The sequence below is a fragment of the Streptomyces sp. NPDC056734 genome (assembly GCF_042790455.1).
Taxonomy (GTDB): domain Bacteria; phylum Actinomycetota; class Actinomycetes; order Streptomycetales; family Streptomycetaceae; genus Streptomyces.
In genome coordinates, this window is sequence record NZ_JBHTZD010000003.1 from 22,650 (window position 1) to 42,590 (window position 19,941).

Below are 19,941 nucleotides of genomic sequence, written 5' to 3' on the forward strand. Positions count from 1 at the left end.
ATGGCCGAGTTCACCATGGAGCTGAGCGAGGAACAGAAGGAGGTCCGGGACTGGTTGCACGGCTTCGCCGCCGATGTCATCCGTCCCGCCGCCGCCGAATGGGACGAGCGCGAGGAGACTCCCTGGCCGGTCATCCAGGAGGCCGCCAAGGTCGGTATCTACTCCCTGGACTTCTACGCCCAGCAGTACTTCGACCCGACCGGCCTCGGCATCCCCATGGCCATGGAGGAACTGTTCTGGGGAGACGCCGGCATCGCCCTGTCCATCGTCGGCACCGGACTCGCCGCGGTCGGCGTCCTCGCCAACGGCACCGAGGAACAGATCGGCACCTGGATCCCCCAGATGTACGGCGACGCCAGCGATGTCAAGGTCGCCGCGTTCTGCTCCTCCGAGCCCGACGCCGGGTCCGACGTGGCCGCCCTGCGCACGCGTGCCGGGTACGACGAGGCCAGGGACGAGTGGGTGATCAACGGCACCAAGACCTGGGCCACCAACGGCGGTATCGCGGGCGTCCATGTGGTCGTGGCGACGGTGGATCCGGCGCTGGGGTCCAAGGGGCACGCGTCCTTCATCGTCCCGCCGGGTACGCCGGGGCTGTCCCAGGGGCAGAAGTTCAAGAAGCACGGCATCCGCGCCTCGCACACCGCCGAGGTCGTCCTCGACCACGTACGGGTGCCCGGGTCGTGTCTGCTCGGTGGCAAGGAGAAGCTGGACGAGCGGCTCGCCCGCGCGCGGGCCGCCGGGGGCGAGCGGGTGCGGAACGCGGCGATGGCCACGTTCGAGGCGTCCCGGCCCGCCGTCGGCGCGATGGCTGTGGGCACCGCCCGTGCCGCGTACGAGGTCGCGCTCGACTACGCCATGACCCGCGAGCAGTTCGGGCGGCCCATCATCGACAACCAGGGGGTCGCCTTCCAGCTCGCCGACATGCGCACCTCCATCGACGCGGCCCGGCTGCTGGTGTGGCGGGCCTCCTGGATGGCGGTCAACGGGCGGCCCTTCACGGCCGCCGAGGGGTCGATGTCGAAGCTGTTCGCCAGTGAGACGGCGAAGACGGTCACCGGACAGGCGATCCAGATTCTGGGCGGGAACGGGTACACGCGGGAGTATCCGGTGGAGCGGATGCACCGGGACGCGGCGATCTACACCATTTTCGAGGGGACCAGTGAGATTCAGCGGCTGGTGATCGCCAGGGCGGTGTCGGGAACGCCCATCCGGTAGGTCGAGCGACCTACGGTCACCGGTGTTTCAAGGGAGTCAGTTGCTCGATGTCGTATCTCGTCCTCAGTGCCTCGATCGCCTCGTGGTCCGGTGGGCCGCCGCCGCTCAGGATCTCCAGGAGTTCCTCGAAGTAGCGCTCGTGGTCGGGGGGCGGGGACGCCTGGAAGAACATCTTCGCCGGGGCGTCCGTCGGGTTGGCGAAGGCGTGCGGGCAGCCGGGGGGTACGACGATCACCGTGCCCGGCGTCGCGCGCACCACCCGGTTGCCCCGGGTCGACTCCCAGCGCTGCCAGTGGTCGGGGGTGCGGATCCGGGGCTCGAAGGCGAGGACGTCCAGTTCGCCCTCCAGGACGTAGAACAGCTCCTCGCTGCGGGTGTGGACGTGGGCGCCCACGTCGAAACCCGGCGGGACCAGCACCTCGAAGGTGGAGGCCGAGCGGGAGTGCGAGCCGGTGACCTTGAAGGTCACATGCTGGGCGGGCGTCTGGACCACCCGGCCGTGGCCGGGCGGTACCAGCAGCCCCTCGGTCGCGGTCATCGGCCGCTCACCAGGCGACGGGCAGTGCCTCGGGCCCACGGATGAGCGCGCCCTTCCTGAACGGCACGTCCCTCGGCGCGACGGCGAGTCGCAGCCTGGGCAGCCGGTCGAGCAGGGCGTCGACCAGCAGCTCCGACTCCAGGCGGCCCAGCATGGCGCCGGGGCAGAAGTGCGGGCCGAAGCCGAAGGCGACATGCGGGTTGGGGGAGCGGCCGAAGTCGATGGTCTCCGGGTCGGGGAAGACCTCCGGGTCGCGGTTGGCGGCGAGGTAGGAGACATAGATGGCGTCGCCCGCGCGGACGGTGTGACCGCGGATCTCCACGTCCTGCGTCGCGATGCGCGACAGACCCACCGCGCTGCGGTGCGGGATGTAGCGCAGCAGCTCATCGATGGCGCTCGGGCGGATCTCCGGCTCGGCGCGCAGCCGTTCGGCCAGCTCCGGGCGGGTCAGCAGGATGTAGAACAGCTGCCCGCTGTTGTTGGTGACCGCCTCGCCGCCGATCTGGAGCAGCACCGCGAGCCCCACGGCCTCCTGGAGCGTCACATCCTCCCGGCCCACCGCGGCGCCGAGCAGCGAGGTGACGTCCTCGCCGGTGCTGTCCTCGCGCGAGCCGATGAGATCGGCGAAATAGGCGCCCATCTCCTGCTTGGCCCGCTCGCTGACATCGGCGCCGTGCGAGGAGGACAGGATCAGCTGGGTCCAGGTGTGCATCCCGTGCCGGTCGGCCGCCGGGACGCCCATCAGCTCGCAGATCACCGCGATGGGGAACGGGCTGAGCACCGTCTCGGTCAGATCCGCGGGCGGGCCCTCGCGCAGCAGGCCGTCGATCATCTCGTCCAGCATCCGGCGGGACCTCTCCCGCACCCGCTCCACCCCGCGCGAGGTGAACGCGGGCGCCACCGAGCGGCGCAGCCGGGTGTGGTCGGGCGGGTCGAGGAAGCCGACCGCGCCCCGGGCCGGGATGAAGTGCGGGGCGAGCCGGGTGACCGGCCGGTCCATCACCGCCTCCCGGCTGAAGCGCGGGTCGTTGGTCACCATCCGTACGTCGTCGTACCGGGTGACCAGCCAGGCCCAGCCCTCACCGTTGGGCAGCTGGATCCGGGTGAGGGGGCCCTCGTTCATCAGCTCGCGCAGCACCGGGTCGAAGTCGGCCCCGGTCAGATCGAGGGCGGGCCAGGGCCGTACGGGGGGTGCGGTCCCGGTGATCGTCTCTTCGGTCGTCTCTTCGGTCATCTCACGCCGTTTCCGTTGGAGCCGTGCCAGCGGCCGAGGCTCATCTCCGCGGTGATGCCGGGTCCGAACCCGGCCAGCAGTCCGCGCGCCCGGTGTTCCGCGCCGCCCTCGTCGAACAGTCTGCGCAGGGCGTCCAGGACGACCGCGCTCGCGATGTTGCCGTACTCGGTGAGCGTCGCCCGGCTGAACCGGAAGGCGTGCGGGTCGACCTGGAGGAACTTGCTGAGGTCGTCGAGGATGCGCGGGCCGCCCGCGTGGACTATGTAGAAGTCCAGGTCGGCCGCGTCCCAGCCGTGCAGCCCCGCGAGATCCTGAAGGGCCGGTGCGAGTGGCTCCATGGTGGCCGGCACCCGTTTGTCCAGCAGGAAGTGGAAGCCCGTGGCGCGGACGTCGTACATGATCCACTCCTCGGTCTTGGGGATCAGGTACGAGCCGTTGCGCTCCAGCCGGACGCCCGTGCCGCCCTGGCCGCGCACCACGGCGGCGGCGACCCCGTCGCCGAACAGTCCGTTGGACAGCAGCGAACCGATGCCGATGTCGGTGGGCTGGTAGCACAGCGAGCAGAACTCGCAGGCCACGATCAGCGCGTTGGCCTCGGGGTAGGCCGTGCAGAAGTCGTGCGCCCGGTTGATCGCGGCGCCGCCCGCCGCACAGCCCAGCTGGGCTATCGGCAGCTGCCGGGTGGTGCTGTCGAAGTCCATCTCGTTGATCAGCCACGCCGTGAGCGAGGGCATCATGAAGCCCGTGCACGAGACGTAGATGATCACGTCGATGTCGGAGGTGAGCAGTTCGGCGTCGTCCAGCGCCTGCTGCACCACCGCCGGTACCCGCGCCTTGGCCTCCGCCTCGTACAGCTTGTTGCGGTACTCGAACCCCGGATGCTTCAGGGTCTCCTCGATCGGCTGCACGATGTGCCGGGTGCGTACTCCGGTGTTCTCGATCAGCCGGAGCGCCAGCGGCAGTTGGGGGTGGTCGGCGTGGCGGGAGCGCGCCAGCTCCAGCGTCTCCTCCATCGTGATCACATGCTCGGGAACGGACACCGTGGGTCTGCACAAAGTCGCCATGAACCGTGCCTGCTTTCGCCGTCCGGAAGGCATGTCGCCCCCGGTCAGAAGGTGGCCCACCCGAAGGGTGGTTCACCAGAGGTGATGACCCCACGATCACCCCTCGGCGCGGCGATCTCGCGCGGAACTACTCCGTCTCGGGGAACGGCGCCCGCGACACGCCCGGGAACGCGGTGAACGCCCGGTAGGGGTTACCCCCGCTGCCCGCTGCTGTGCGCGATGCAGGCCACGTCGATACGGTCCGCGAGCTTGGCCAGTTCGATCGTCAGCGCGGCGACGGTGTCCTCGTCCAGCCCGTCCTGCCCGGCCTCGACCAGCCGCAGCCACCGCCCGCCCAAGGTGCGCAGCAGCTTGCTCACATCGGCGGCGGTCACCTGCAAGGTCCCGCGGTCGTCGACGATCAGCGGCAGGGTCACTTCGCGGTTCACAAACGGGATGGTAACCGCGCGGTGCTCACCGACCGTGCCAAACCGTGGTGATGTTGCAGAACTCGCGGATTCCGTGCCCGGACAGCTCACGCCCGTACCCGGACCGCTTGACCCCGCCGAACGGGAACGCCGGATGGGAGGCGGTCATCCCGTTGACGTAGACGCCGCCGGCCTCCAGATCCCGTACGAACCGCTCGACGTCGGCCTCGTCGCGGGTCCAGACGTTGGAACTCAGACCGAAGGGCGTGTCATTGGCGATCAGGACGGCCTCGTCCAGGTCACCGGCCCGGTACAGGGTCGCGACCGGCCCGAACGCCTCCTCGCGGTGGATGCGCATCTCGCGGTCGATGCCGGCCAGCACGGTCGGCGGGTAGTACCAGCCCTCGCCCTCCGGGCGCTCACCCCCGCACAGCACCGCCGCGCCGGTGCGCCGGGCGTCGTCCACCAGCTCCTCCAGGTCGGCCCGGCCCTGCTCGGTGGCCAGCGGCCCCACATCGGTGTCCTCCGCCATCGGGTCGCCCACGGCCAGCGCCCGCATGCCCTCGGCGAACCGCTCGGCGAAGGCGTCGTAGACGTCCGTGTGCACGATGAACCGCTTCGCGGCGATGCACGACTGCCCGTTGTTCTGCACCCGCGCGGTCACCGCGACCCGCGCCGCCCGGTCCAGATCGGCCGACGGCATCACCACGAACGGGTCGCTGCCGCCCAGCTCCAGCACCGTCTTCTTGATCATCTCGCCGCAGGTGGCGGCGACCGCCCGCCCGGCCGGCTCGCTGCCGGTGAGCGTGGCCGCCCGCACCCGCTCGTCGCGCAGGATGTCGTCCACCGCGCCCGAGCCGATCAGCAGGGTCTGGAAGCAGCCCGCCGGATGCCCCGCCCGGTGGAAGAGATCCTCCAGGTACAGGGCGGTCTGCGGCACGTTCGAGGCGTGCTTGAGCAGGCCGACATTGCCCGCCATCAGCGCGGGCGCGGCGAACCGGATCACCTGCCACAGCGGGAAGTTCCACGGCATCACCGCGAGCACCGGACCCAGCGGCCGGTAGCGGACCCGCACGGCCGCGGCGCCGGAGTCCTCGGCGTCGGCGGCGTCGGGCACCTCGTCGGCCAGCAGCGCCTCGGCGCGCTCCGCGTACCAGCGCATCGCCTTCGCGCACTTCGCCGCCTCCGCCCGCGCCTGCGCGACCGGCTTGCCCATCTCCGTGGTCATCACCCGCGCGACGTCATCGCGGTCCTCGTCCAGCAGATCCGCCGCCCGCCGCATCAGCCGCGCCCGGTCGGCGAAGGCGCTCTCCCGGTAGGTGCGGAAGGTCGCGGCGGCCAGCTGGAGCCGGCGTTCGATCTCCTCCTCGCCCATGGCCTCGTACGTCTTGAGCGTCTCGCCGTTCGCCGGGTTCACCGTCGCGATGGGCATGGCCGACCTCCTGAAGAGCGACTGTGCTACGACCTTCCCGCGCGGTGCCGGCGACCGCAACGTGTGGCCGTTTCGTCAGCCCAGGTGTGGTGCGAGGCGGTCCAGAAACGTGGCCTGGGCCCTCACGATCAGTTCACGCGCCCGCGCCACGGGGAACCACGCCACGCGGTCCAGCTCGGGAAACTCCTCCGTACGGCCCGAGCGGGGCGGCCACTCCATCGTGAAGGTGCCCGGCACCACCGCCGCCGGGTCCAGATCGGCCTCGACCGCCCACACCGTGACGACCTTGCCGCCGGTCTGCCGCACCTCACCCAGCGGTACGGGCTCCCCCTCGGGCGGCGCCAGCCCCAGCTCCTCGCGGAACTCCCGCCGGGCCGCGTCCCAGGCGGGCTCCTTTGGCCCGTACTCGCCCTTGGGCACGGTCCACGCCCCCGCGTCCTTCCGCGCGAAGAACGGCCCGCCCATATGGCCCAGCAACACCTCCGGCCCCTGACCGGTGTGCCGCCGATACAGCAGCAGCCCCGCACTGCGCTTCCCCGTCATCCGTGGGCCTCCGGATGGGCCGCGAGCAGACTCTCCACGGTGTCCGCCTCCTCGGGACGCTTGTCCTCGCGATAGCGCACCACCCGCGCGAACCGCAGGGTCACCCCGGCCGGATACCGGGTCGAGCGCTGGAGCCCGTCGTACGCGATCTCCACGACCAGTTCCGGCCGTACGGTGACCCCCCAGCCGGCCTCCCGCAGGGCCAGCTCCTGGAGCCGCCCCGTCTGCCAGGTGAGCATGGCGTCCGTCATTCCCTTGAAGGTCTTGCCGAGCATCGTGTACGAGCCGTCCGCCGCGCGGGCGCCCAGGTGCAGGTTGGAGAGCTTGCCGGTGCGCCGGCCGTGGCCCCACTCGGCGGCCAGCACCACCAGGTCCAGGGTGTGCACGGGCTTGACCTTGAGCCAGGCCGCGCCCCGCCGCCCCGCGCTGTAGGGCGCGTCGAGGGACTTGCAGACCACGCCCTCGTGGCCGCGGGCGAGGGTCTCGGCGAGGAACGCCTCGGCGGCGGGCGTCTCCTCCGGGCCGCCCACCAGCGTCCGGCGGACCCGCATCGGCTCCGGCACCAGCGCGGCCAGCGCCCGGTGGCGTTCGGCGAACGGCAGGTCCAGCAGGTCCCGGTCGTCGACGCTGAGCACGTCGAAGAAGACCGGCGAGACCGGGACCGACCCGGCGGCCGTCGCCACGTCCACGCGGGACCCGACCCGGGAGGCGGTCTCCTGGAAGGAGCGGGGGCGGCCGTCCGGGCCGAGCGCGATGACCTCGCCGTCCAGCACGAACCGCGCGCCGGGGAAGGCCAGGGCGGCGGAGGTCACCTCGGGGAGGCGGTCGGTGATGTCGTCCAGGGTGCGGGTGTAGAGACGGACCGTGCCGCCGTCGCGGTGCACCTGGACCCGGATGCCGTCCAGCTTCTCCTCCACCGCACACCCGCCCAGCCTGCCGACGGCCTCGGCGACCGAGGCCGCGGGCTGCGCGAGCATCGGCTGCACCGGGCGGCCCACGGTGAGCCGGAACCCGTACAGCGCGGTCGGGCCCTCGGTGAGCAGGGCGCGGGCGACCGGTTGCAGGGAGCCCGCCAGCATCACCGCCCGGCGGACGTCCGCGGGCGGCGCGCCGGTCGCCGCGGCCAACCCCAGGGCGGCCGCCGCGTCCAGCGCGCCCTGCCGCACCTCCCCGGTGATCAGCCCGAGCAGGAACCGCTGCTCGTCCTCGGTCGCCGCGCCCATCAGCGCGTCCACCAGGGCGGCCCGCCGCGCCTGCGAGCCGGGGCCGGTGGCCTGGGCCAGCTCGGTGAGACGGGCGTCCACCTCGCGGACGGTCAGGGTCGGCGCGGCGGCCGGCGGGACCGGCCGGCCCAGCAGCTTCCACCCGACCCCGAGCCGCCCCTGAGGCAGCCGCCCGGCGAGATACGGGATGACGATCGGCACGTCATCGGCGTCCGTCTCCCGGAACAGCTCCGCGAGCAGCGCGGTCTTGCGGGAGCGCGCGGCGGTGGCGGCGACCTCCCGGGACACCTCGGCGAGACGGGTCAGGAGCATTCAGTCATGGTGCATCGGGGTGGGGGTGGGGGCACCTTGGTGGGGTGTGGGGTGTGTGTGGCGGGGGGCGGGGGCGTGGGTGGGGTGCGGGGGTGGGTTGGTGCACGGGGCGTGGGTGGGTTACGCATGCGCGGGGCGTGGGCGTGGGTGGGTGCGTGGGTGGGCCGGTGCACGGGGCGTGGGTGGGTGCGGGGTTGGGCCGGTGTACCGGGGGCGTGGGTGGGTTCGGCTCGCCCTTGGCGGGTGGCGCCCGGTGGCGCCCGGTGCCACCCGTTGTCACCTGGCGTCGTCGGCCGCCTCAGGTCATCGACGGCCACTGGCGGCAATTGGAGGCCATTGGCGGTCGGTCATCGGCGGTCATCGTCGGCCGTCACTCGCCCGTCGACGCGTCCAGGTCCGTCATCAGCAGTTCCCCGTTGACGGCTGCCGCCACCCGGTAGCCGCCGCTGACCGCGTGCGGGACCTGCTCGGCGAAGCCCATGGCGTTGCCCGCGGCGTAGACACCGGGCACGGAGGTGAGTCCGTTGGGGTCGACCACGGGGTACGCGCCGAAGGGGGTCTCGTGGAGCTGGGCGCCGAGCCCTTCCAGGAGGCCGATCCGAGGGATCGTGCGCGGGGCGGTGAACAGCACCTCGCGCGCGTGGACCGCTCCGCCCTTGAGCCGGACGCCGGTCAGCCGGGCGTCCGCGACCAGCACCTCGGCCACCTCGCCGGGCACCACCTTGACGCCCGCCGCCGCGAGCCGGCGCCGATCCTGATCGGACAGTTCGGCCTCGTCCACGGTGTGCAGGAAGAAGGTCACATCGCCGGACCACTGGGTGACCATCAGGGCCTGGTGCACACTCAGCGGGCTGGTCGCCAGCACGCCGAACGCCCGGTCACGGACCTCCCAGCCATGGCAGTACGGGCAGTGCAGCACATCCACGCCGAACCGCTCGGCCAGCCCCGGCACCGGCGGCAACTCGTCCCGCAGCCCGGTCGTGACGATCAGCCGGCGTCCGCGCACGGTCCGCCCGCTCGCCAGGGTGACCACGAAGTCCCCGTGCCCGTCCCCGTCCCCGCCGCCGTCCTCCCGGCCGACGTCCACGGCCGTGTCCCGGACCTGCGCGACCACCTCGTACCGGGCGATCTCCGCACGGCCCAGCGCCAGGAACTCAGCCGGAGGCATGCCGTCCCTGGTCAGATAGCCCTGCATATGGGGGGACGGGGCGTTACGGGGTTCGCCCGCGTCGACCACCAGGGTGCGGCGCCGTGCGCGGCCCAGCACGAGGGCGGCGGACAGCCCGGCGGCGCCGCCGCCGACGACGATCACTTCGTAGGGCTCACTGAACGGCTCACTGAATGTTCCGGCCATCGAGGCTGCTGTCTCGGCCTTCTCGGTCATGGTGACCACCTCCGGGACCGACCGTGGCCGAGCCGGTGCGGTATTGACAAATCTCTTTGCCGAACCTGCAATGGCGATATGGGTACGGAAGAGGTGCTGGCCGGAGTCGGGCCGCGGCTGCGGCAGATACGCAAGGAGCGGGAGGTGACGCTCGCCGCGCTGTCCGAGGCCACCGGCATCTCGGTGAGCACCCTCTCCCGGCTGGAGTCGGGGCTGCGCAAGCCCAGTCTGGAACTGCTGCTGCCGATCGCGCAGGCCCATCAGGTGCCGCTGGACGAGTTGGTCGGGGCGCCCGCGGTGGGTGATCCCCGGGTGCGGGCCGAGCCGATCCACCGGCACGGCCGGACGTACATCCCGCTCACCCGGCAGCCGGGCGGACTCCAGGCGTTCAAGGTGCTGCTGCCGCATCGCGCGGTGGAGCCGGAGCCGCGTACCCATGAGGGGTACGAGTGGCTTTATGTGCTGTCCGGGCGGGTGCGGCTGGTGCTCGGGGAGCACGATGTGGTGCTCGCGGCGGGGGAGGCGGCGGAGTTCGACACGCGGGTGCCGCACTGGTTCGGGTCCACGGGGGAGGGGCCTGCGGAGTTTCTGAGTCTGTTCGGGCCGCAGGGGGAGCGGATGCATGTGCGGGCGCGGCCGAAGCGGGCGGGGGCGGAGGAGGGTGGGGAGTGACGCCGAGGATCCTCTGGGCCTGAGATTCCCCTTGGCCTGAGATTCCTTGGGTTGGGCTTGAGATTCCTCTGGCTCTGAGATTTCCCGTGGTCCGAGATTCTCCTGGGTCTGAGGTTACGCCGGTGGCAAGCGACCGCTTAGTATGGCGGGCGATTCGAGCGATGTCGAGTGAGCTGAACAAGCCGGGTGAGGTCGTTCCGGTCCGACCGTCGAGCAGTCCCGCTGGAGGCCCGTATGCAGGCATGGCAGGTGCACGAGAACGGTGAGCCGAGCAAGGTGATGCGGCCGGCGGACGTGGCGCCGCCCACGCCCGGCGAGGGTCAGGTGCTGCTCAGGGTGCGCGCCGCCAACGTCAACTTCCCGGACGCGCTGCTGTGCCGGGGCCAGTACCAGACGCGCCCGCCCCTGCCGTTCACCCCGGGCCTGGAGATCTGCGGCGAGACGGAGGACGGGCGCCGGGTCGTCGCCACCCCGGTGCTGCCGTTCGGCGGCTTCGCCGAGTACGCCGTCGCGGACAGCGCGGGCGTGCTTCCCGCGCCCGGGTCGCTGGACGATGCCGAGGCCGCCGCGCTGCACATCGGCTACCAGACCGGCTGGTTCGGCCTGCACCGCCGGGCGGGGCTGGCGGCCGGGGAGACCCTGCTCGTGCACGCCGCCGCCGGCGGGGTCGGCAGCGCCGCCGTGCAGCTCGGCAAGGCGGCCGGGGCGAGGGTCATCGGGGTCGTGGGCGGTGCCGACAAGGCCGACACCGCCCGGGAACTGGGCTGTGACGTGGTGATCGACCGGCGTGGCACGGACGTGATAGCGGCCGTCAAGGACGCCACGGACGGGCACGGAGCCGATGTGATCTACGACCCCGTGGGCGGCACCGCCTACGAGCAGTCCACCAAGGTCGTCGCCTTCGAGGGCCGGATCGTGGTCGTCGGCTTCGCGGGCGGCGTGATACCGCGCCCGGCGCTCAACCACGCGCTGGTGAAGAACTACTCGATACTGGGCCTGCACTGGGGCCTGTACCACACCAAGAACCCCCGGCTGATCCAGCACTGCCACGAGCAGCTCACCGAACTGGCCGCGCGGGGCGCCATAAAGCCGCTGATCAGCGAGCGGGTGGGGCTGGACGGTGCGGCGGACGCGGTGCAGCGGGTCGCGGACGGGGTGACGACGGGGCGGGTCGTGGTGGTGCCGGGACCGGTCGTGGCGGTGCCGGGTGGATCGGCCGGGTCCGGGAAGGGGACGGTTGTATGACCGAGGGGTCGGAGGTGATCGGCGGGACGGGCGCGACCGGCGGGGCTGAAGTGACGGACGTGACCGGTGTTGTCGGCACGACTGACTTGGCCGAGACGGTGAACGCGCCGGGGACAGCGAGCGCGCCCGGGACGGTGAACGCGGCCGGGACGGTGAACGCGGCCGGACTGCGCCGCCGTACCGCCGTCCTGCTGGCCGCCCACCCACCCGCCGCCACCGCCCCGGTCGACTTCCTCAGGGCCCGCTTCGATGCCGGGCTCGCCTGGGTGCACTTTCCCGAGGGGCTCGGCGGGCTGGGGGCCTCGCGCGCGCTCCAGGCGGTCGTGGACGCCGAACTGGCCGCCGCGGGCGCCCCCGACAACGACCCGCGCCGCATCGGTATCGGCCTGGGCATGGCAGCGCCGACGATCCTGACGTACGGCACGGAGGAGCAGAAGCGGCGCTTTCTGCGGCCGTTGTGGGTGGGGGAGGAGGTGTGGTGCCAGCTGTTCAGTGAGCCTGGGGCCGGTTCCGATCTGGCGGCGCTCGGCACCCGGGCCGTCCTGGAGGGCGACGACTGGGTGGTGAACGGGCAGAAGGTGTGGACGTCGAGCGCGCATTCCGCCCGCTGGGCCATCCTCATCGCCCGCACCGACCCGGACGTGCCCAAGCACCGGGGGATCACGTACTTCCTGTGCGACATGACCGATCCGGGGGTGGAGGTCCGCCCGCTGCGGCAGATCACCGGTGAGGCCGAGTTCAACGAGGTGTTCCTGACCGATGTCCGGATCCCCGACTCCCGGCGGCTCGGCGGGATCGGCGACGGCTGGCGGGTCGCCCGGACCACGCTCGACAACGAGCGGGTCGCCATCGGCGGCATGCGGCTGCCCCGTGAGGGCGGCATGATCGGCCCGCTCGCGCGGACCTGGCGCGAACGCCCCGAGCTGCGCACCCACGATCTGCACCAGCGGCTGCTGACCCTGTGGGTCGAGGCCGAGGTTGCCCGGCTCACCGGCGAACGGCTGCGCCAGCAGCTCGCCGCCGGCCGGCCCGGCCCGGAGGGCGCCGGCCTGAAGCTCGCCTTCGCCCGCCTCAATCAGGAGATCAGCGGCCTGGAAGTGGAACTCCGGGGCGAGGAGGGACTGCTGTACGACGACTGGACCCTGCGCCGCCCCGAACTGGTCGACTTCACCGGCCGCGACGCCGGATACCGCTATCTGCGCGCCAAGGGCAACAGCATCGAGGGCGGGACCAGCGAGATCCTGCTGAACATCGTCGCCGAGCGGGTCCTGGGCCTGCCCGCCGAACCGCGCACCGACAAGGACGTCGCCTGGAAGGACCTCGCCCGATGACCGAGCCTCGCTCTGCTGGTCTCCTCCACTCGGAGGAGGAAGAGGCCCTGCGGGCGGCCGTACGGGATCTGCTCACCGACCGCTGCGACGCGGCGTCCGTGCTCGCCCGTACCACGTCGGACACACCGCACGACCTCGCGCTGTGGAAGACGCTGACCGGCGAGATGGGCCTCGCGGGTCTGCTCGTCCCCGAGGAACTGGACGGACAGGGCGCCACCCACCGGGAGGCCGCCGTCGTCCTGGAGGAGCTGGGCCGGGCGGTCGCGCCCGTGCCGTATCTGACCAGTGCCGTCGTCGCCACGGAGGCGCTGCTGGAGTGCGGCGCCGACGACCTGCTGACGCGGCTGGCGTCCGGGACGTCGGTCGGCGCGCTCGCCGTGGGGCTGCACACCGCTCCCGACGCCGCCTTCGGGACCGTACGGATCGAGAACGGCACCCTGCGCGGGGAGTTGTGCGGCATCGCGGACGCGGCCGTCGCCGATGTGCTGCTCGTGCCGGCGGACGACGGCGGGCTGTACGCGGTCGACGCCGCCGCGGTCAGCGTCGTACCGCAGGTGGCGCTGGATCTGACCCGTCCGCTGGCCACGGTCGTGCTCGACGGAGTGTCCGGCGGGCGCCGGCTGGGGGAGGCCGGGCCGGCCGTGCGACGGGCCCTGCGGGCGGCGGCCGGGCTGCTGGCCGCCGAGCAATTGGGCGTTGCCGACCGGGCGCTGACCGAGACGGTCCGGTATCTGAAGGAGCGCAAGCAGTTCAACCGGCCGGTCGGCGGCTTCCAGGCGCTCAAGCACCGGCTGGCGCAGCTGTGGCTGGAGGTCGTCCACCTGCGGGCCGCCTCCCGCGCGGCGGCGGACGCGCTGGCCACCGGCGAGGACACGGACATCACCGTCGCGGTCGCCCAGGCGTACGCGGCCGGGGTCGCCGTCCACGCGGCCGAGGAGGCGCTCCAGTTGCACGGCGGCATCGGCATGACGTGGGAGCACCCGGCCCATCTGTACCTGAAGCGGGCCAAGGCGGACTCGATCGCGTACGGCACGGCGGGAGCGCACCGGGAGCGGCTGGCCACGCTGCTGGCGCTCCCGGCGCCTTGCCCTTGAGTCCGGCCCTCCTGGTGCCTTGCCCTTGAGTCCGGCTCTCCCGGTGCCCTGCCCTGCCCTTGAGGCTGCCGGCCCTTCCGGTGCCACGAGGCTTCACTCCGTCGGATTCTGGAGAGCCGACCGAGCCGGTGACGGCGGCGCGGCGATCCGATCGTCCTCCACCCGTCCCCTTCCTCACCCCGTCCCCTTCCGCCCCCGGCCCTCCCCCATCCCCCCCCATCTCCCCCATCTCCCCATCCCCCGGGTCCTCCCGGTGTCGTTCCGACGAGCCCGCGACGGCCGCCGCGCCGCTCCCCCCCCCCGTGTACGTTGCGGCGAAGCCAGGGCGACTTGGCGGGAAAGCCCGTCCCACCTGGGGCGGGCTTTTCGGTGTGCGGGGCACGGATGAAGTGAACGGTCGACGGCGGTCCGGCCAACTCCCCCTCGCCGTATGCCGCGTGGAGCCCTCGGCACCGCATACTCCTGTGCGGTTCCGTCCGGCCCACCAGGGAGGCAGCGCATGGCCCTCACCCCTCGTCGTATGGCCCTCACAACCCGTCGTACGTCCCTCACCACCCGTCGCAGAGCCCTCACCACCCTCTCAGTCGCCCTCGCGGGCACGGTGGCGCTCCCCGGCGCCACCGCTCTCGCGGGCGAGAACGAGCAGCGCGCCCCCCGCCCGCTGTGGCGGGCCCACGCCCACAACGACTACGAGCACCCCCGCCCCCTGCTCGACGCGCTCGACCACCGCTTCGGCAGCGTCGAGGCCGATATCTATCTCGTCGGCGACCAGCTCCTCGTGGCCCACGACCCCGAGGACCTCGACCCGGCCCGCACCCTGGAGTCCCTCTACCTCGACACCCTCGCGGCCCGGGTCAAGGCCAATCATGGGTGGGTCTACGGCGGTCACCGCACCTCCTTCCAACTGCTCATCGACATCAAGACCGAGGGCGCGTCGACCTATCTCGAACTCGACCGCCACCTGAAGCGCTACAAGAGCCTGTTCACGACCTACAGCCGGGGCCGGGTGGACCCCGGCGCCGTCACCGCCGTGATCTCCGGCGACCGGGCCGCCCGGGTCCCGATGGCGGCGCAGACCGAGCGCCGCGCCTTCTACGACGGCCGTCTCGCCGACCTGGGCAGCTCCGCACCGGCCTCCTTCGTCCCTCTGATCAGCGACAACTGGACCCTGAACTTCACCTGGCGGGGCGTCGGCGCGTTCCCGGCCGCCGAACGGCAGAAGCTGCGGGCCATCGTCGACGCCGCCCACGCGCGCCGCCAGACGGTCCGGTTCTGGGCGACGCCGGACCTCGCCGGTCCCGCGCGGGACGCCCTGTGGGGCGAACTGCTCGCGGCGGACGTGGACTTCATCAACACCGACGACCTGCTGGGCCTGGAGGCGTTCCTCGACGCCCAGGCGTGACCGCGCCGCCGCCGCGAACACCACACGTTCGGCGGTCAGGTCAGCCGCACGTGCAAACCCTCCGCTACGCCACACTTGCGGCCGAACGCCGCGAACGGGACGTGGCGGAGGAGGTTCACCATGGCCGTTTCCATCTCTGCGACAGTGCTGCTGCTGATCCTGGCGGTGATCTTCCTGCGCAACGGGGGGCTGAAGATCTCCCACGCCCTGGTCTGCGCCCTGCTCGGCTTCACCCTCGCGGGCACGAGCGTGGCCCCCACCATCCACAGCGGGTTGACGGCTACGGCGGACATTGTGAGCAGCTTGCGGCCGTGAGCGTGTCGGGGGGCTGGGGTGTCGGGGCCCGCCGAGAGTGCGGCGCCCGCCCCCTGGGCGACCAGCGTCGACGAACCGCCGCCGTCCGTCCAGGCTGGCCCCCTGTGCCACGCCGAGCCCGCGCAGTACCCAGGCGATCTCGGCGAGACCGGTCAAAGCGAGAGACACAGCCGTCGAGATGATGCCGGCGGGCCCTCATTCCCCCTTGGCAGCCCGGCCCTCACAGGGTGGCTACGACTGGGCCCGTCAGACGGACCCGACCAGCCTCAGATACCGCTCCCAGTCCCACAGCGGCCCCGGATCCGTATGGTCCGTACCCGGTATCTCGTGGTGGGCGATGATGTGCGCGCGGTCCCTCGGGATCGCGTACTTGGTGCATATCGCGGCCGTCAGACGCGCGGAGCTGTCGTACATCGCGTCGGTGAAGTACTCCGGCTGGTCGATCCAGCCCTCGTGCTCGATGCCGATGCTGCGGGTGTTGTAGTCCCAGTTCCCCGCGTGCCATCCGATGTCGGACTCGCGTACGCACTGGGCCACATGGCCGTCGCGGGAGCGGACCACGTAGTGCGCGGAGACGTCCTTGCTCGGGCGCTGGAAGACGGAGAGCGTGTTGGCGTAGGTGGTCTGGGCGACGTGGATGACGACGAGGTCCACGGGGTGGTCGGAAGGACGGTCGGCCGGCGTGTAGTTGGAGTCGTGGGCGGGCTGCCACTCGCCGGGTGCGTAGTCCGGTGCCGGGGCGAGGGCACCGGCCCGGGGGGTGGGCAGCAGGGCGTAGGGGACGGCGGCGAGGGCGGCGCCCTTGAGTAGATGTCGGCGGCCGGGCAGGTGGCGTGGGGCGGTAGGGAGATGGCGTTCGGGTTGCGTCGGCCGGTTCTGCGGGTCGCTCGTCACTGCACAGCTCCGATCTGCCGGGGCGGGCGGTGCCCGCTGTCCTGGTGGGGTGGAGGGCGGGACGGTGCCGACGCGATGCCGTTCCACCGGCCGCGCAGGTCCGTCCCCGCAGCGCTCACGGTGCGCCGCGTGTGATTTCACGGTAGGCGGCAGGACGGCCCGGCGACGGGACGGTTCGGAATCCGTGGAGGGGCGTGTGGTTGTGGATATCTCGGCCACCTGAATGGGTGACGCGATGGATGGTGTTGACGGTTGCGGCTGATGAACGGGTCTGGTGGAGGAGGTTCGGGCGGGGGTTTGGTGACCCGTTGACGGTCCTACGGTCCACGGCAAGGCAGGCGCCGTCCGTGTGGATGGGGGCGGGGGTCGGTCACCGGCAAGGCAGCGGCACCGGTCACCGGCAAGAACGGGGCCGGACGACTGGCTCCCGGTCCACGGCAGGGCCAGCCGGTCCACGGCAGGGCGGTGTCGGCCCCGGCCCAGCCCCCGCTAAGCCCGCCCCGCCACCGCCCCCGGATCGTCCAGCACCCCCCGCACCACCGAGTGCGCCGCCCCCAGCAACGGTCCCTCCGAGCCCAGGCGTGACACCGTCACCGGGCATGCCCGACCGGCCGTGCGGCCGTCCAGCTCCTCGCGCAGGGACGGCAGCAGCCAGGGCGCCAGGGCGGCCAGCGCGCCGCCCAGGACCACGCTCCCGGGGTCGAGGAGATTGACCGCGCCGGTCAGGGCGATGCCCAGTGCCGTGCCCGCCTCGCGCAGGGCGCGGCGTACGTAGGCGTCGCCCCGCTCCGCCCGTTCGGCGAGCAGTTCCACGCGGTTCTCGCCGGGTTCGATCCCGGCGGCCCGCAGTACCGCCTCCTCGCCCGCGTACTGCTCCAGGCATCCGCGCCCGCCGCAGGCGCACCCGGGCCCGTCCGGGCGGACCGGGACATGGCCCAGCTCGCCCGCGAATCCCCGGGTGCCCCGTAGCAGCCGCCCGTCCACGACGACCGCCGCGCCGATGCCGATCTCCGCCGACACATGCAGGAAATCGCGCGGCGTGTCTTCGCCGAGCCAGAGTTCGGCCAGCCCGCCGAAATTGGCCTCGTTGTCCACGGCGGGCGGCAGCTCGGGCGGAAGCAGGGCGGCGAGATCGGTGTCGCGCCAGTCGAGGTTCGGGGCGCGGACGACCGTACGGGCGTCGCTCGCGACCAGGCCCGGTACGGCCACGGCGAGCCCCGCCGCCCACAGCCCCTCGCGTTCGGCCTCGGCGACGACCCGGCGCAGCAGTTCGGTGAGGTCCTCGGCCACCGGCTCCGGCGCACGACCCCGGTTGGGGCCCTGGCGGACGGCCCGCGCCCGGACCCGTCCGCGCAGGTCGACCGCGCAGACCGCGAGATGGTCGACGCCGATCTCCGCGCCGATCCCCGCCGGACCGCGTCCGCTGACGGCGAGCGCCGAACCGGGGCGGCCCACCCGGCCGGGGCGCTCGGGGCCGAGTTCGTCGAGCAGGCCCGCGCGGACGAGTTCGTCGACCAGCGTGGACACCGCCGCGCGGGTCAGCCCGATGCGCGAGGCGACCGCGGCACGCGACAGCGGTCCCTCCGCGCTCACGGTGTGCATCACGCGCGCGAGATTGCGCCGCCGCATGCCCTGCTGGGTGTCGGGCAGCGCGCGTCCGGGACCGGCTGAGTGTGCCTCGTGCAGCGGTGCGGTCATGCCTCCGTCAATCCTCAGTGGCTCCGGGACGCCCGCGCGGGCCGTCCTCGACGACTTTTCGTACGCTCGGGCAGCTCTCGGTACGCCGCTCCCTGCCCCTTGGCCGTATCCGCGAAGTCCCGTCTGGCTCGTGGCGTATGGCACCGCCCCGCGCGGCGTTGTCGGGGCCGCCCGCGTACGCCCAGTACCCGGAGCCCCCCGCCTTGCGATGCTCGGCACCAGACGCCGCGAACCCTGCCCCGCGGGCAGACGACGCTGCGTTGCGGACACGCCCTAGGCGCGTCTGACGGATCTCCGCGGCGTCGCGATGCCCGGCACGCATTCTGGCCGCACCGGACAGCCGCACCAGACAAATACCCCAGCAGCGGAGCTGCCAGAGCTTTCGCCCGCGAACCGGGAGCACGCACCGAACACCGCCCCTCCACCCCCGCATACCCGTCAGACCCGCCCTAGCCGCCCTCCGGCCTCCGCTCCAGCAGCGGCGCCGCGTCGGAGAGTACCCCGGAGATCCTGGCCAGCGTCCCCTCGTCCCGCTCCACCGCGTCGAGCACCGGCCCGCGCGCGGTGTTCCAGCGCCGGGCGACGGCGGCCGGATCCTCGCCGGTGAGCACGCCCGCCGCCTGCGCCGCCGCGCCCAGCGCCACCAGCTCCTTCGCCTCGGGCACCTGCACCGGCCGCCCCGACAGCCGCCGTACGGTCTGCTGCCAGGCCCGGCCCCGCGCGCCGCCCCCGATCAGCAGCAGCGGCACCGACGGGTCCGCGTCCTGGTCGAGCACCAGGTCCAGGGCGCCCAGCAGCGCGTGGACGGCACCGTCGTAGGCCGCCTGGAGGAGCTGGCCCGCGGTCGTGTCATGGCGCAGGCCGTGCAGCAGCCCCGAGGCGTTCGGCAGGTCAGGAGTGCGCTCGCCGTCCAGGTACGGCAGCAGGGTCACCGACGTGCCCGGCTCCACCGCCTCGCGGTCCAGGCCCAGCAGCGTGGCCACGCGGTCCACGGCGAGCGTGCAGTTGAGCGTGCAGGCCAGCGGCAGCCAGTCGCCGCGCGCGTCGGCGAAGCCCGCCACCGTGCCGGTCGGATCGGCCGGGCGGCGCCGCGCCACGCCGTACACGGTCCCCGACGTGCCGAGGCTCAGCACCGCCGTGCCCGGACGCAGCCCGAGGCCGAGCGCCGCCGCCGCGTTGTCGCCGGTACCGGGCGCCACCAGGGTGCCCCTGGCGAACGGCAGGTCATGGCCGTCGCGCACGGTGCCGACGACCTCGCCGGGCCGGGCGACCCGGGGCAGCAGGGCGGGGTCCAGGCCCACATGCGCGAGGATCTCGGCGTCGTACGACTCCGTCGCCGACGCCCACCACCCCGTACCGGAGGCGTCCCCGCGGTCCGTCGTGCCCACGCCCGTGAGGCGCTCGGTGAGGTAGTCGTGGGGGAGACGCACGGCCCGCACCGCGCGGGCCGCCGCCGGCTCGTGCTCGGCGAGCCAGGCCCACTTGGTGACCGTGAAGGACGCGGTGGGCACCGAGCCGACCCGCCCGGCCCAGAACTTCGGCCCGCCCAGCTCCTCCGTCAGCCGCCGTGCCTGCGGCGCCGACCGCACGTCGTTCCACAGCAGCGCGGGCCGTACCGGCTCCCCGCGCGCGTCCAGCGTGACCAGCCCGTGCTGCTGCCCGCCGATCGATACGGCCGCTGCCTCCCGCGCGGCGTCCCCGCACTGGCGCAGCGCCTCGCCCAGGGCATCCCACCACTGGCGCGGATCGCTCTCGCGGCCCGCCCCCGAGCTGACCTCGTGCGGGGCCTGCCCACTCGCCACGACCTGCCCGGTCGCCACGTCCACCACCAGTGCCTTCGTCGACTGGGTGGACGTGTCCACGCCGACGACGAGCGGTCCATCGGCTGCTGACATGGGCTCTCCCTCTGCTACGGCGCGCGTCACGCGGCACGCG

18 protein-coding genes are annotated in these 19,941 nt (G+C 72.8%); 7 read left to right on the forward strand and 11 right to left on the reverse strand.

What is annotated here, in order from left to right; genetic code table 11:
* The gene (locus tag ACFRFC_RS04330) at positions 1–1,218 is read left to right on the forward strand and encodes an acyl-CoA dehydrogenase family protein (protein ID WP_382683650.1); all 1,218 of its coding nucleotides are present in this window, start codon (positions 1–3) and stop codon (positions 1,216–1,218) included.
* A 16-nt stretch (positions 1,219–1,234) separates the two neighbouring features.
* Here ACFRFC_RS04330 and ACFRFC_RS04335 read toward each other — a convergent pair whose 3' ends face one another.
* The 8 genes from ACFRFC_RS04335 to ACFRFC_RS04370 all read right to left on the reverse strand — a co-directional run bounded on the left by ACFRFC_RS04335 (position 1,235) and on the right by ACFRFC_RS04370 (position 9,355).
* Positions 1,235–1,756, reverse strand: coding sequence for a cupin domain-containing protein (locus tag ACFRFC_RS04335; protein ID WP_382683648.1), 522 nt, complete (start codon positions 1,754–1,756; stop codon positions 1,235–1,237).
* Positions 1,757–1,763: 7 nt separating this feature from the next.
* Complete coding sequence (locus ACFRFC_RS04340) at positions 1,764–2,990, reverse strand: cytochrome P450 (RefSeq protein ID WP_382683646.1); 1,227 nt, start codon at positions 2,988–2,990, stop codon at positions 1,764–1,766.
* The gene (locus tag ACFRFC_RS04345) at positions 2,987–4,054 is read right to left on the reverse strand and encodes a type III polyketide synthase (RefSeq protein ID WP_382683643.1); all 1,068 of its coding nucleotides are present in this window, start codon (positions 4,052–4,054) and stop codon (positions 2,987–2,989) included. The genes ACFRFC_RS04340 and ACFRFC_RS04345 overlap by 4 nt, the downstream gene beginning before the upstream one ends.
* Positions 4,055–4,245: 191 nt before the next feature.
* Positions 4,246–4,482 (reverse strand): DUF6213 family protein, encoded by a 237-nt coding sequence (locus tag ACFRFC_RS04350; RefSeq protein WP_382683641.1) that lies wholly within the window; start codon positions 4,480–4,482, stop codon positions 4,246–4,248.
* 25 nt (positions 4,483–4,507) lie between these two features.
* Positions 4,508–5,893, reverse strand: a complete 1,386-nt coding sequence (locus ACFRFC_RS04355; protein WP_382683639.1) for an NADP-dependent succinic semialdehyde dehydrogenase — start codon at positions 5,891–5,893, stop codon at positions 4,508–4,510.
* Between the two features lie 75 nt (positions 5,894–5,968).
* The gene (locus tag ACFRFC_RS04360) at positions 5,969–6,436 is read right to left on the reverse strand and encodes an NUDIX domain-containing protein (RefSeq protein WP_382683636.1); all 468 of its coding nucleotides are present in this window, start codon (positions 6,434–6,436) and stop codon (positions 5,969–5,971) included.
* Complete coding sequence (locus ACFRFC_RS04365) at positions 6,433–7,971, reverse strand: ATP-dependent DNA ligase (RefSeq protein WP_382683633.1); 1,539 nt, start codon at positions 7,969–7,971, stop codon at positions 6,433–6,435. The genes ACFRFC_RS04360 and ACFRFC_RS04365 overlap by 4 nt, the downstream gene beginning before the upstream one ends.
* A 370-nt stretch (positions 7,972–8,341) precedes the next feature.
* On the reverse strand, positions 8,342–9,355 hold the full coding sequence (locus tag ACFRFC_RS04370; protein ID WP_382683631.1) for an NAD(P)/FAD-dependent oxidoreductase: 1,014 nt from the start codon (positions 9,353–9,355) through the stop codon (positions 8,342–8,344).
* Positions 9,356–9,433: 78 nt separating this feature from the next.
* On the opposite strand from ACFRFC_RS04370, the gene ACFRFC_RS04375 reads away from it, so the two are divergent.
* The 6 genes from ACFRFC_RS04375 (at position 9,434) to ACFRFC_RS04400 (ending at position 15,414) form a co-directional block, all read left to right on the forward strand.
* Entirely contained in the window at positions 9,434–10,027 is a 594-nt protein-coding gene (locus ACFRFC_RS04375; protein WP_382683628.1) for a helix-turn-helix domain-containing protein, read from the forward strand.
* 234 nt (positions 10,028–10,261) lie between these two features.
* Positions 10,262–11,272 carry an NADPH:quinone oxidoreductase family protein gene (locus ACFRFC_RS04380; protein WP_382683625.1) on the forward strand — a complete coding sequence of 337 codons (1,011 nt, stop codon included), beginning with the start codon at positions 10,262–10,264 and terminating at the stop codon, positions 11,270–11,272.
* Positions 11,269–12,603 carry an acyl-CoA dehydrogenase family protein gene (locus ACFRFC_RS04385; RefSeq protein WP_382683623.1) on the forward strand — a complete coding sequence of 445 codons (1,335 nt, stop codon included), beginning with the start codon at positions 11,269–11,271 and terminating at the stop codon, positions 12,601–12,603. The genes ACFRFC_RS04380 and ACFRFC_RS04385 overlap by 4 nt, the downstream gene beginning before the upstream one ends.
* Positions 12,600–13,697 (forward strand): acyl-CoA dehydrogenase family protein, encoded by a 1,098-nt coding sequence (locus ACFRFC_RS04390; RefSeq protein WP_382683621.1) that lies wholly within the window; start codon positions 12,600–12,602, stop codon positions 13,695–13,697. The genes ACFRFC_RS04385 and ACFRFC_RS04390 overlap by 4 nt, the downstream gene beginning before the upstream one ends.
* A gap of 520 nt (positions 13,698–14,217) precedes the next feature.
* Positions 14,218–15,099: a phosphatidylinositol-specific phospholipase C/glycerophosphodiester phosphodiesterase family protein gene (locus tag ACFRFC_RS04395; protein WP_382683618.1), complete on the forward strand. Its 882-nt coding sequence runs from the start codon at positions 14,218–14,220 to the stop codon at positions 15,097–15,099.
* Between the two features lie 120 nt (positions 15,100–15,219).
* The gene (locus ACFRFC_RS04400) at positions 15,220–15,414 is read left to right on the forward strand and encodes a hypothetical protein (protein ID WP_382683616.1); all 195 of its coding nucleotides are present in this window, start codon (positions 15,220–15,222) and stop codon (positions 15,412–15,414) included.
* Between the two features lie 246 nt (positions 15,415–15,660).
* Here ACFRFC_RS04400 and ACFRFC_RS04405 read toward each other — a convergent pair whose 3' ends face one another.
* The 3 genes from ACFRFC_RS04405 to xylB all read right to left on the reverse strand — a co-directional run bounded on the left by ACFRFC_RS04405 (position 15,661) and on the right by xylB (position 19,901).
* Positions 15,661–16,242, reverse strand: a complete 582-nt coding sequence (locus ACFRFC_RS04405; protein ID WP_382683775.1) for an N-acetylmuramoyl-L-alanine amidase — start codon at positions 16,240–16,242, stop codon at positions 15,661–15,663.
* A gap of 555 nt (positions 16,243–16,797) precedes the next feature.
* Complete coding sequence (locus ACFRFC_RS04410) at positions 16,798–18,006, reverse strand: ROK family protein (protein ID WP_382683613.1); 1,209 nt, start codon at positions 18,004–18,006, stop codon at positions 16,798–16,800.
* Between the two features lie 449 nt (positions 18,007–18,455).
* The gene (xylB, locus tag ACFRFC_RS04415) at positions 18,456–19,901 is read right to left on the reverse strand and encodes a xylulokinase (protein ID WP_382683610.1); all 1,446 of its coding nucleotides are present in this window, start codon (positions 19,899–19,901) and stop codon (positions 18,456–18,458) included.
* Positions 19,902–19,941: the final 40 nt, after the last annotated feature.

Excerpts from the sequence above, each read along its gene's own strand:
- ACFRFC_RS04345 (WP_382683643.1), bottom strand. The coding sequence starts at position 4,054 with ATGGCGACTTTGTGCAGACCCACGGTGTCCGTTCCCGAGCATGTGATC.
- ACFRFC_RS04340 (WP_382683646.1), bottom strand. The coding sequence starts at position 2,990 with ATGACCGAAGAGACGACCGAAGAGACGATCACCGGGACCGCACCCCCC.
- ACFRFC_RS04410 (WP_382683613.1), bottom strand. The coding sequence starts at position 18,006 with ATGACCGCACCGCTGCACGAGGCACACTCAGCCGGTCCCGGACGCGCG.
- ACFRFC_RS04330 (WP_382683650.1), top strand. The coding sequence starts at position 1 with ATGGCCGAGTTCACCATGGAGCTGAGCGAGGAACAGAAGGAGGTCCGG.
- ACFRFC_RS04355 (WP_382683639.1), bottom strand. The coding sequence starts at position 5,893 with ATGCCCATCGCGACGGTGAACCCGGCGAACGGCGAGACGCTCAAGACG.
- ACFRFC_RS04375 (WP_382683628.1), top strand. The coding sequence starts at position 9,434 with ATGGGTACGGAAGAGGTGCTGGCCGGAGTCGGGCCGCGGCTGCGGCAG.
- ACFRFC_RS04380 (WP_382683625.1), top strand. The coding sequence starts at position 10,262 with ATGCAGGCATGGCAGGTGCACGAGAACGGTGAGCCGAGCAAGGTGATG.
- ACFRFC_RS04395 (WP_382683618.1), top strand. The coding sequence starts at position 14,218 with ATGGCCCTCACAACCCGTCGTACGTCCCTCACCACCCGTCGCAGAGCC.
- ACFRFC_RS04370 (WP_382683631.1), bottom strand. The coding sequence starts at position 9,355 with ATGACCGAGAAGGCCGAGACAGCAGCCTCGATGGCCGGAACATTCAGT.
- ACFRFC_RS04365 (WP_382683633.1), bottom strand. The coding sequence starts at position 7,971 with ATGCTCCTGACCCGTCTCGCCGAGGTGTCCCGGGAGGTCGCCGCCACC.
- ACFRFC_RS04360 (WP_382683636.1), bottom strand. The coding sequence starts at position 6,436 with ATGACGGGGAAGCGCAGTGCGGGGCTGCTGCTGTATCGGCGGCACACC.
- xylB (WP_382683610.1), bottom strand. The coding sequence starts at position 19,901 with ATGTCAGCAGCCGATGGACCGCTCGTCGTCGGCGTGGACACGTCCACC.
- ACFRFC_RS04385 (WP_382683623.1), top strand. The coding sequence starts at position 11,269 with ATGACCGAGGGGTCGGAGGTGATCGGCGGGACGGGCGCGACCGGCGGG.
- ACFRFC_RS04390 (WP_382683621.1), top strand. The coding sequence starts at position 12,600 with ATGACCGAGCCTCGCTCTGCTGGTCTCCTCCACTCGGAGGAGGAAGAG.
- ACFRFC_RS04335 (WP_382683648.1), bottom strand. The coding sequence starts at position 1,756 with ATGACCGCGACCGAGGGGCTGCTGGTACCGCCCGGCCACGGCCGGGTG.
- ACFRFC_RS04400 (WP_382683616.1), top strand. The coding sequence starts at position 15,220 with ATGGCCGTTTCCATCTCTGCGACAGTGCTGCTGCTGATCCTGGCGGTG.